The 11,213-nt window shown below is 73.4% G+C and carries 8 protein-coding genes; 7 read left to right on the top strand and 1 reads right to left on the bottom strand.

Features of this window, described 5'->3' with window-relative positions; all coding sequences use genetic code 11:
• Positions 1-3: 3 nt before the first annotated feature.
• Genes AB0M93_RS06120 through AB0M93_RS06095 form a run of 6 tightly spaced genes read left to right on the top strand, consistent with a single transcriptional unit; the run spans position 4 to position 9,201 of the window.
• The gene (locus AB0M93_RS06120) at positions 4-4,335 is read left to right on the top strand and encodes a beta-ketoacyl synthase N-terminal-like domain-containing protein (protein ID WP_364268960.1); all 4,332 of its coding nucleotides are present in this window, start codon (positions 4-6) and stop codon (positions 4,333-4,335) included.
• The gene (locus AB0M93_RS06115; RefSeq protein WP_364268958.1) at positions 4,332-4,646 is read left to right on the top strand and encodes a phosphopantetheine-binding protein; all 315 of its coding nucleotides are present in this window, start codon (positions 4,332-4,334) and stop codon (positions 4,644-4,646) included. The genes AB0M93_RS06120 and AB0M93_RS06115 overlap by 4 nt, the downstream gene beginning before the upstream one ends.
• Entirely contained in the window at positions 4,643-5,449 is an 807-nt protein-coding gene (locus AB0M93_RS06110; RefSeq protein WP_364268956.1) for an alpha/beta hydrolase, read from the top strand. Before AB0M93_RS06115 ends, AB0M93_RS06110 begins: the two co-directional genes overlap by 4 nt.
• A complete protein-coding gene (locus tag AB0M93_RS06105) occupies positions 5,449-6,627 on the top strand; it encodes a glycosyltransferase (protein ID WP_364268954.1) in 1,179 nt (392 codons plus the stop codon). The genes AB0M93_RS06110 and AB0M93_RS06105 overlap by 1 nt, the downstream gene beginning before the upstream one ends.
• Before the next feature lie 36 nt (positions 6,628-6,663).
• Positions 6,664-7,143, top strand: a complete 480-nt coding sequence (locus AB0M93_RS06100; RefSeq protein ID WP_364268952.1) for a GNAT family N-acetyltransferase — start codon at positions 6,664-6,666, stop codon at positions 7,141-7,143.
• A gap of 27 nt (positions 7,144-7,170) precedes the next feature.
• A complete protein-coding gene (locus tag AB0M93_RS06095) occupies positions 7,171-9,201 on the top strand; it encodes an MDR family MFS transporter (RefSeq protein WP_364268950.1) in 2,031 nt (676 codons plus the stop codon).
• Between the two features lie 4 nt (positions 9,202-9,205).
• On the opposite strand, the gene AB0M93_RS06090 is transcribed toward AB0M93_RS06095, so the two are convergent.
• Positions 9,206-10,042 carry a PHP domain-containing protein gene (locus tag AB0M93_RS06090; protein ID WP_364268948.1) on the bottom strand — a complete coding sequence of 279 codons (837 nt, stop codon included), beginning with the start codon at positions 10,040-10,042 and terminating at the stop codon, positions 9,206-9,208.
• Positions 10,043-10,104: 62 nt separating this feature from the next.
• Between AB0M93_RS06090 and ligD the strand changes: the two genes are divergently transcribed.
• The gene (ligD, locus tag AB0M93_RS06085; protein WP_364268946.1) at positions 10,105-11,043 is read left to right on the top strand and encodes a non-homologous end-joining DNA ligase; all 939 of its coding nucleotides are present in this window, start codon (positions 10,105-10,107) and stop codon (positions 11,041-11,043) included.
• Positions 11,044-11,213: the final 170 nt, after the last annotated feature.

Here is an 11,213-nt window from a genome sequence, read left to right as displayed (position 1 = left end):
CGGATGCCGGAGCCCGTGGCGATCGTCGGGATGTCGGTGCTGCTGCCCGGCGCGCCGGACCTGGCGGCGTACTGGCGCAACCTGGCCGGCGGCGTCGACGCGATCACCGAGGTGCCACCGGAGAAGTGGGACGGCACCCACTACGCGCCCGGCGAACAGCGCCGGGCCGACCGGGTCTACTGCCGGCGCGGCGGGTTCGTCGACGAACTGGCCGAAGTGGACGTCACCGGCTTCGGGATCATGCCGAGCTCGGTGCCCGCCACCGAGCCCGACCAGCTGATCGCGCTGCGGGTGGCGGCGCAGGCCGTCGCCGATGCCGGCGGCCCGGACCGCCTGCCCGCCGACCGCGCGAAGGTCGGCGTCGTGCTCGGCCGCGGCGGCTACCTGACGCCGGGGCTGGTCCGCCTCGACCAGCGCGTCCGGACGGCGAGCCAGCTCGTCCGCACCCTCGGCGAACTGCTGCCGGACCTCGACGCGGACCGGCTCGACGCCGTCCGCCAGGCGTTCACCGACCAGCTCGGCCCGGAGGCACCCGAGTCCGCGATCGGGCTGGTGCCCAACCTGGCCGCCTCGCGGCTGGCCAACCGCCTCGACCTGCGCGGCCCGGCCTACACCGTGGACGCCGCGTGCGCGTCCTCGCTGATCGCGGTCGACCACGCCGTGCGCGAACTGGCCACCGGCCGCTGCGACGTCGTCCTCGCGGGCGGCGTGCACCACTGCCACGACATCACCTTCTGGAGCGTGTTCACCCAGCTCGGCGCGCTGTCGCCGTCCGAGCGGATCCGGCCGTTCCACCGCGACGCCGACGGCGTGCTGATCGGCGAAGGCACCGGCGTCGTCGTCCTCAAACGCCTCGCCGACGCCCAGCGCGACGGCGACCGCGTCTACGCCGTGATCACCGGCACCGGCGTCGCCTCCGACGGCCGGACGGCCAGCCTGGCCAGCCCCGACTCCGGCGGCCAGGTCCGGGCGGTCCGCCAGGCGTGGGCCGCGGCGGCCCTGGACCCGGCCGAGCCGGACTCCATCGGCCTGCTGGAGGCGCACGGCACCGCCACCCCGGCCGGCGACGCGGCGGAGCTGGCCACCCTCGCGGCGGTGTTCGGCAGCGCGGGCTCCGCCGTGCTGGGCTCAGTCAAGTCGATGATCGGGCACACGATGCCGGCGGCGGGCATTGCCGGGCTCGTCAAGGCGGCCTTGGCCGTGCACCACGGCGTCCTGCTGCCGACGCTGCACTGCGACGACCCGCACCCGGCGCTCGCGCGGACCCGCTTCTCCACTTTGGACAGTGCCAGGCCCTGGGACGCGCCGGTGCGCCGGGCCGGCGTCAACGCGTTCGGGTTCGGCGGGATCAACGCCCACGTCGTCCTCGAACAGGCGCCGGGCCGCGCGAAGCCGGTCGTGGTGCGCGAGCCCGAACGCGTGCTGCGGCTCGCCGCGCCGACCGTCGAGGCGCTGCGCGAGCAGTTCGACCGGCCCGGGGCCCGGGAAACCGGGGACGGCCCGGTCCGGCTCGGCGTCGTCGACCCGACGGAGAAGCGGCTGGCCCTGGCCCGGAAGGTGCTGGCGCGCGGCCGGGCCTGGCGCGGCCGCAACGACGTGTGGTTCGCCGACCGCCCGCTCCTCGGGCCGGGCGGGGGCGAGGTCGCGTTCGTCTTCCCCGGCCTGGAGTCGGAACTCGCGCTGAACTGCGGGGACCTCGCCCGCCACTTCGGGCTGCCCTGGAAGCACGCGGACGTCGAAGTCGGCGACGTCGGGCGGCAGGGTGCCGCGGTGTTCGAGCTGGGCAGGCTGCTGCACGCCGCCCTCGGGCGGATCGGCGTCACGCCGGACGCGGTCGCCGGGCACAGCCTGGGCGAATGGACGGCGATGGCCGTGGCCGGGGTGCACGCCGAGGCCGAGATCGACGCCTTCCTCGACGGTTTCGACCCGGACGCGCTCGTCGTCCCCGGCCTCGCGTTCGCCGCCGTCGGCGCGCCCGCGCCCCGGGTCCTCGAGGAGCTGGCCGGGCGCGAAGACGTCGTCCTCTCCCACGACAACTCCCCGAACCAGGCCATGATCTGCGGTCCGGAAGCCGCGGTCGGTGCGCTCGTGCAGCGGTTCCGGGACGCCGGGATCGTGGCGCAGGTGCTGCCGTTCCGGTCCGGCTTCCACACCCCGATGCTGGCGCCGTACCTGGACCCGATCCGCGAAGCGGCCGGCCGCTTCACCCTGCACCCCCCGCGGCTGCCGCTCTGGTCGGCGACCACGGTGTCGGAGTACCCCGCGGGCGAAGCCGAGGTCCGCGAGTTGTTCGTGCGGCACCTGCTGGAACCGGTCCGGTTCCGTCCGTTGGTGCGCGCGCTGCACGCGGCCGGGTTCCGCGCGTTCGTCCAGGTCGGGGCGGGGCAGCTGGGCTCACTGGTCGGCGACACCCTCCACGGCGAGGAACACCTCGTCGTGGCGGCGCACTCGGCGCACCGGCCCGGGCTGGCGCAGCTGCGCCGGGTCGCGACCGCGCTGTGGGCCGACGGGCTCGACGTCGGCTTCTCCCGCCTGCCCGGGGAGCGCCCGGCCGCGCCCAAGGCGGTCAAGCTCGACCTCGGCGGCCGGCTGATCTCCCTCGACGACCAGGTCCGCGCCCGAATCGCGCTCCCGGCCGCCCGGAAGTCCACTGTGGACGACCTGGCCGCGAAGGGCCCCTTGGCCGCGGAGTTCGCCGCCCTGCTGACCGACACCGCCGAGCTGGCGTCCACCGTCCTCGCCGGCCGCCCGGATGGGGCACTTTCACGTGAAAATGACCCCTCGGGCGGGCACTTTCACGTGAAAGTGCCCCCACCGGGCGAGTTGGACACCACCCTCAGCGTGTCCGTCGAGGCGATGCCCTACCTGCTCGACCACTGCTTCTTCAAGCAGCCACCGCAGGCCGACCCGGGGGACCGCTGGCCGGTCGTCCCGGCCACGACGGTGATCGACCACCTGATGCGGTTCGCCGAACAGGCCGCGCCCGGCCGGCACGCGGTCGCGGTGCACGACGTCCGGCTCACCCAGTGGATCACCGCGGTTCCGCCGGTCACGGTGCCGGTGCGCGTCCGCCCGCAGGGCCCGGACCGGGTGCTCGCGACCCTGGCCGGGTACTCCCAGGCCGTGGTCGAACTGGCCCCGGCGTACCCGGCGGCCGCGCCCGCGCCGTGGCGGTTCCCGGCGTCGGCCGAGCAGGTGCCCGAGACCACGGCGGCGCAGCTCTATGCCGAGCGCTGGATGTTCCACGGACCGGGCTTCCAGGGCGTCACCGAGCTGACCGCGGTCGGCGAACGGCACGTGCGGGCCGTGCTGACCACGCCGGCCGCGCCCGGCGCGCTGCTCGACAACGTCGGCCAGGTGCTCGGCTACTGGATCATGTCCCGGCTGCCCGAGCGGACCACCGTCTTCCCGGTCGCGATGGGCGAAATCCGGTTCCACGGCCCGCACCCGGCGCCGGGGGAGCGCCTGGAGTGCCTGGTCCGGATCACCGGGCTGACGGACGAGTTCCTCGAGGCCGACATGCAGCTCGTCCGCGACGGCCGGGTCTGGGCCGAGTTCACCGGCTGGCGCGACCGCCGGTTCGACAGCACCGCGCACATCCGCCAGGCCGACCGGACCCCCGAGCGTTCGACGCTGTCGCACGAACAGCCGGGCGGCTGGGCGCTGGTGCACGAGCAGTGGCCGGACCTGGCCACGCGCGAGCTGATCATGCGCAACTACCTCGCCGGTCCCGAGCGCGACGCCTACGACCGCCGTCCGCCGCGCGGGCGGCGCCAGTGGCTGCTCGGCCGGATCGCGGCGAAGGACGCCGTCCGCCAGTTCCTCTGGGCCCGCGGCGAAAGCGAGATGTTCCCCGCCGAGCTGCGCATCGGCAACGACCCCGCCGGCCGTCCGGTCGTGACCGGCGCCTACGGCCGGGACCTGCCGGACCTGACGATCTCGGTGGCCCACCGGGCCGAAGCCGGGGTGGCGATCGCCCGGCACGGGCCGTGCGGCATCGACGTCGAGGAGGTCGCGCCGCGCTCGCAGTCCACGGTGGAAGCCGCGCTGGGGCCGGGTGAGCTGGCGCTGTTCGCGAGCCTGCCCGGTGATCCGGAACGCTGGTTCGCCCGGTTCTGGACGGCCAAGGAAGCCGTCGCCAAGCTGCGCGGCACCGGCCTGCGCGGCGAGCCGCGGGACTTCGCGGTCGTCGCGGCCACCCCGGACACTCTCACCGTCCGCGTCGCCGGCCACGACCACCGCGTGCACTGCGCCGACGCCGAGAACCCGCCCGGCGCGCCACCGCGCCGCTACGTCGTCGCCTGGACCGAAGAGACGAAGGAGACCGCCGGATGAGCATCGAGACCACGGCCACCGACGAGGCGACCGTCCTCGCGGCGCTGGCCGGGATGCTGCGGGAGCTGCTCGAGGAGTACGGCCTCGACGGCGAAGACACCGTCGAGATCACCATGGACACGACGTTCCACGACGACCTCGAACTGGAGAGCGTCGACCTGGTGGCGCTGTCCGGGCAGCTGCGCGAGCACTACGGCGACCGCGTCAACTTCGCCACCTTCATCGCCGAGCGCGACCTGGACGAGATCATCGCGCTGACCGTCGGCGAGCTCGTCCGGTACACCGTCGCCTCGCTGCGGGCGACCGCGTGAGCCGGATCCGCGCGGGCGAGCTGGACGTGCACGTCCAGCGGCTCACCCCGGACGCGCCCCTCGACGGCGACGCGCCGATCGTGGTGTGCGTCCACGGCCTGCTCACCGACAGCCTCGCCAGCTACTACTTCACCCTCGGCCCGGACTTCGCCGCGCGCGGGCTCGACGTGCTCATGTACGACCTGCGCGGGCACGGCCGCACGACCCGCCCGCCGTCCGGCTACCACCTGGAGCGGTTCGTCGACGACCTCGTCGCGGTCCTCGACGCGTGCGGCGTCACCCGGCCGGTGCACGTCGTCGGCAACTCGTTCGGGGCCTCGGTGGCCTTCGGACTGGCCGCGGCCCGGCCCGACCGGGTGGCGAGCGTCGTCGTGATCGAGGGCGAACCGCCCACCGAGGAGTGGACCGGGCACATGGCCGACGGCCTGGCCGACGCCAAGGCCCGGCTGGCGCTCGACGAGGTCATCGGCTGGATCGCGGACAACCACGGCGCGCACACCGCGCGGCTGTCCAAGGCCGCGAACCGGATCCTGCAGACCACCACGATCGCCGAGGACATCCCGCGCAGCGCGACCATTGCCGCGGACCTCTCGGCCGTGCGCTGCCCGGTGTTCGCGATCTTCGGCGGCGACTCGGGACTCGCCGCCCAGGTGCCGCACTTCGAGACGCACCTGGCGCCGTGCCGCACCGTCGTGCTGCCCGGCCAGGGGCACTCGGTGCTGGTCGAGCGGACCGCCGAGGTCACCGAGCTGATCTTCGGGTGGGTCCGCGACACCGCGCGCACGCAGGCGCGGGTGCGGTAGTGGCCCGGTTCCTCTTCGTCGTCCCGCCCCTGACCGGGCACGTCAACCCGGCCGTCGGCGTGGCGGCCGAGCTCGCCGCGCGCGGCCACGAAGTCGCCTGGGCCGGGCACGACGAGCTGCTGTGGCAGCTGGCCGGCCCGGAGGCGCTCGTGTTCTCGTGCGCCCTGCCGGCGGGCCTGCCGGAGCGGCCGGCCGGGCTCAAGGGCCCGGCGGCGCTGCGATTCCTCTGGCAGGACTTCCTGGTCCCGCTCGCCGATGCGATGGCACCCGGCGTGGCCGCGGCGCTCGACGCGTTCCAGCCGCACGTCGTCGTCGCCGACCAGCAGGCGCTGGCCGGCGGGCTGCTCGCCGAGGCGCACGGCCTGCCGTGGGTCACGTCGGCGACGACGTCGGCCGAGCTGGTCGACCCGCTCGCCGGGATGCCGAAGGTCGCGGAGTGGGTCGATTCGCTGCTGGATGGGCTGCGCGCGCGGATCGCCGGCGGCCGGGGCGGCGCCGACCCCCGGTTCTCCCCGCACGGCGTCCTCGCGTTCACCACCCGCGAGCTGCTCGGCCCGGCCACCCTGCCGCCGCGGGTCCGGCTGGTCGGGCCGGCGCTCGGCGCGCGTCCGTCCACAACGGACTTCCCGTGGGAGTGGCTCGACCCGCCGCGGCCGGCCGTGCTGATTTCCCTCGGCACGGCCAACACGGCCGCGGGGGCGGGGTTCCTGGCGGCGACGGCGGCGGCGTTCGCCGGGCTGCCGGTCCGGGCGGTGATCGCCGACCCGGGCGGCGTGCTGGCCGACGTCCCGCCGAACGTGCTGGTGCGGCGGCAGGTGCCGCAGCTCCCGCTGCTGGCCCGGGTCGACGCGGTGCTGTGCCACGCCGGCCACAACACGGTCTGCGAAACGCTGTGGCACGGCCTCCCGCTGGTGGTCGCCCCGATCCGCGACGACCAGCCGATCGTGGCGGCCCAGGTGGTGGCGGCGGGCGCCGGCGTCCGGCTGCGGTTCGGCCGCGCGGACGCCCCGCGCATCGCGGCGGCGGTCGAGGAGGTGCTGACGGAACCGGCGTACCGGCGGGCGGCCGAGACGATCGCCACGTCGTTCCGCGCGGCGGGCGGCAGCGCGGCGGCCGCGGGGCACCTGGAGCAGATCGCCCTGGAAAGCCTGGCCCACCTCGGCCCCGGAAAGCCGTGATTTACTCCGAAAAATGACGCGGTTACCGTCGGGGGAATGACTGTTTCCCGCTGTGTTCCCGAAGACGTCCCCGAACTCGTGCGGTCCGCGGCCGGGCTGTTCGCCGAAGACGCCGGGCGCCACGACCCCCGGATGGACCTCGGCTGGCCGGCGCGTGAAGGCACGGCCTATTACGGCAAGCTCGTCGACGATCCGGACTGCCTGTGCCTGCTGGCCGGCGGCGGCCACCTCGTGGGGCGGCTCCGGCCCCCGGACCCGCTGCGGCCCGGCACGGTGACCGCGGTGCTGGAGAGCATGCGCGCGGACCCGGCGCACCGCCGGTCGGGGTTCGGCAGCGAGCTGGTCACCGCGTTTCTGGGATGGGCGAGGGAAAAGGGCGCGAACGAGGTCACCGTCAAGGCCTACGCCGCCAACGAACCGGCGCTCGCTTTCTACCGCGCGCAGGGCTTCGAGCCGTTCGAGCTGACCCTGCGTCACCGGAACGGGTGGCTATCCACAGTGGACTCCGCGCACTAGCTTGGGAGGCCGAGCCAGGAGGTGCGGATGACGGCCACCGCGGAGGCCACCCCGGGTGCGGCGGCGCCGCCCGCCCTGAGCCGCGGGCGGGTCAACGCCGTGTTCGGCGCCGTGCTGCTCGGCATGCTGCTGGCCGCGCTGGACCAGACCATCGTCGGCACCGCGCTGCCCACCATCGTCGGTGACCTCGGCGGCGCCGGGCACCTGTCCTGGGTCGTCACGTCCTACCTGCTCGCCGAGACGATCATGACCGTGGTCGTCGGCAAGCTCGGCGACCTGTTCGGCCGCAAGCTGATGTTCCAGCTGTCGGTGGTCGTGTTCGGCATCGGCTCGTTCTGCGCCGGGTTCGCCGGCAGCATGATCTGGCTGATCGTCTGGCGCGCGGTGCAGGGCCTCGGCGGCGGCGGGCTGATGGTCACCTCGACCGCGCTGATCGCCGACGTCGTCCCGCTGCGCGAACGCGGCAAGTACCAGGGCGTCCTCGGCTCGGTGTTCGGCGTGGTGACCGTGGCCGGCCCGATGCTCGGCGGCTTCTTCGTCGACCACCTGTCGTGGCGCTGGGCTTTCTACGTCAACATCCCGCTGGTCGTCGTGGTGCTGGTGGTGGCGTCCTCGGCGATGCCGAACGCCCGTGCGGCGGTCAGGCCGGTCATCGACTACCTCGGCATCCTGCTCATCGGGCTCGCCGCGACCGGCCTGACGCTGGTCACGAGCTGGGGCGGCACGCAGTACGCGTGGGACTCGCCGGTGATCATCGGGATGGCGGCCGGCTCGGTGGTGCTGCTCGCCGCGTTCGTCCTCGTCGAGCTGCGGGCGCCGGAGCCGATGCTGCCGATGCGGCTGTTCCGCAACCCGGTGTTCACGGTCGGCGGGATCATGAGCTTCGTCGTCGGCTTCGCGATGCTCGGCGCGTTGTCGTACCTGCCGACGTACATGCAGTACGTCCAGGGCACGTCGGCGACGACGTCCGGCGTGCGGCTGCTGCCGATGGTGCTGGCGCTGCTGGTCGCGTCGATCGCCGCGGGCAACGCGGTGAGCCGCACCGGCCGCTACAAGATCTTCCCGCTGCTCGGGGCGGCGGGCATGACGATCGGCCTGTACCTGCTGTCCCGGCTCGGCACCGGCACCGGCTTCTGGGAGGCGTCGGCGTACATGGCGGTGCTGGGCCTGGGCATCGGGCTCGGCATGCAGGTGCTGACCATCGCCGTGCAGAACACCGTCGACTACGCCGACCTGGGCGTCGCCACCTCGGGCGTGACGTTCCTGCGGTCGATCGGCAGCTCGTTCGGCGCGGCGATCTTCGGCACGGTGTACGCGAACCAGCTGACCCCCAAGCTGGCCGCGCTCCCGGTGCCGCCAGGAGTCGACCCGCGGGCGCTGCAGGTGCCCACGGCGCTGCACGCCCTGCCGGAGGCGGTGTCGGCCCCGGTGATCAAGGCGTACAGCGACTCGCTGCACGTGGTGTTCCTCGCCGCGGCCCCGGTCGGCCTGGTGGCGCTGGTCCTGGCGTTCTTCCTGAAGGAGGTCCCGCTGCGCGACACGGCCCGCGCGGCGGCCCCGGACCTCGGCGACGGCTTCGCGATGCCGGAGGCCCGCACCGACGACCGCGAGCTCGAGCGCGCGGTCGCGACGCTGTTCTTCCGCGAGCGCCGCAAGGTGGCGCCCGCCATCGTCGAGCGGGCCGGTGGCGACCTCGACGAGGGCGGCATCTGGTGCCTGCTGCAGGTCCACCTGCGGCAACGCCGCGGTTCACCGGCGACGCTGCGGGCGATCGGCGAGTACTTCGGCGTGCCGGCGCAGGTCCTGGAGCCGGCGTTCAACCGCCTGGAGCTGACGGGCCACCTGAGGTACACGCGGGACGGCTGGGAGCTGACGGACGCGGGCCGCGAGGAGTTCGGCAAAGTGGTCCGCTCCTGGCACGACTGGCTCGCCGAGCGCCTGGGCGACTGGGGCCCGGGCAACCGCGCGGAGCTGGACGCGGCCATCGGGCGAGTCGCGGCCCGGCTGATGGACCAGAGCGCGGAGGCGCGGTCCTACGGGCGCCACGCCCTGGTGTGAGCCGTCAGCGGCGCCAGAAGTCGTGCGGAGTCCGGCCGCGCCGGAAGCCGCACGCCTCCACCAGGGCCATCGCCTCCCGGAAGCCGTGGCCGACCAAGGCCGGCTCGTGGGCGTCGCTGCCGAACGCCACCGCCTCGCCGCCCACCTGGAACCACCACCGCACCACCTCGCCCGGCAGCGGCACCTTCGTGTTCACCTCCAGCGCCCGGCCGCTCGCCTTCAGAGCCCGCAGCACCGTCCGGAACTCCTCCTCGAACTCGGCCGCCACGAACGGCGGACCCTCGGCCGGCCACGAGCGCAGCGCGTAGTCGATGTGAGCCAAGACCGCGAAGTCGACCGTCGACTCCACCAGGCCCAGCACCTCCCCGAGGTAGGCCCGCAGGAGCTCGCCCGGTGTCCGGTCCGACACCACCGACACCTCGTGGTGGTGCCCGCCGCCCGGCAGGGAGTGCACCGACCCGAGCACCCGGTCGAAGTCGTGGGCCGCCAGCAGCGCGTCGGTGCGCGGACGGTGCCAGTGCGGTTCGCTGAGCTCCACTCCGGACAGGATCCGCAGCCCGGGAAACCGCGCGCGGCACTCCTCGACGCACGCCAGATACCCCGCGACGTCGAGGTCGGGTGGCTCGAGGACGCCGTCCGGGCGCAGCCGCACCCGGAAGTGGTCCGGCAGCAGCGGCCGGACCGGTTCCGGCATCAGCCACGGCGTCAAGTCCGCGTGCTCGGTGAAGGCCACCGACGGCAGGCCCAGCTCGATCGCCCGCTCGCACGAACCGGCCATCGACCCGGTGACGGTGTCCCAGGACCATTCCGTGTGGACGTGACCGTCCGTCGGCAGGCTCACCAACCCACCGTAGCGGGAGTCTTCGGCTACTCCGCGCTGCGCGCCGCTGTACCGTCTCTGCCATGGCGGTCAAGGCTGTGGAGCTCGAGGTCGGCCCGCACACCGTGCGGATCTCCAACCCGGACCGGGTCTACTTCCCGGCCCGCGGCGAGACGAAGCTCGACCTGGTCAACTACTACCTCTCGGTGGGCGACGGCATCGTCAACGCCCTGCGCGAACGCCCCTGCATGCTGCACCGCTTCCCGTCCGGCGTGGCGGGGGAGAAGGTGCACCAGAAGCGGGTCCCGAACGGGGCGCCGCCGTGGCTGGAGACCGTCCGGGTGACCTTCCCGCGGTACAACCGGCACGCCGACGAGCTGTGCGTCACCGAGCTCGCGCACGTCGCCTGGGCCGTGCAGATGTCCACTGTGGAGTTCCACCCGTGGAACTCGCGCCGTGCCGACACCGAGAAGCCGGACGAGTGGCGGATCGACCTGGATCCGATGCCCGATTGCGGCTATGACCGGGTTCGGCGGGTTGCGCATGTTGCGCACGAGATCCTCGACGAGCTTGGTGCGGTCGGGTGGCCGAAGACTTCCGGGGGGCGGGGGTTGCATATTTACGTCCGGATCGAACCGCGGTGGGGGTTCGCTGATGTCCGGCGGGCTGCGCTGGCCTTTGCCCGGGAGGTCGAACGGCGTGCTCCGGATGACGTCACGACTACCTGGTGGCGGAAGGATCGGGATCCGCGGTTGCTCTTCGTCGATTACAACCAGAATGCTCGTGATCACACCATTGCCAGTGCTTACTCGGTTCGGGGGAATCCTGAGGGGACGGTGTCCACGCCGATCCGGTGGGGGGAGATCGATGATGCCGAGCCGGGGGATTTCACCATTGCCACTGTGCCGGCTCGGTTTGCCGAGGTGGGTGATCTCCATGCCGGGATTGACGATGCTGTGTTTTCGCTTGAGCCGTTGTTGGAGTGGGCTGAGCGGGATGGGGTTGAGGAGCCTCCTGAGTGAGGGGCGTTTCTGCTTTTTGCAACCCCGAAGCCTGATTGTGACTACGGCCGGCGGCATGTTGTCAAGGCGGGAAAGTGAAGTGCTCCGAAGATTTCGGACGTCGCTCAAGTGGACCGTATCACACTGCTTGGTGTTGGGTGAACCATTCGTCGAGTACTTCGCGTGGTGGC

The sequence above is a fragment of the Amycolatopsis sp. NPDC051102 genome (assembly GCF_040682815.1).
Classification (GTDB): Bacteria; Actinomycetota; Actinomycetes; order Mycobacteriales; family Pseudonocardiaceae; genus Amycolatopsis.
This window is presented reverse-complemented; position numbering and strand designations above follow the sequence as displayed.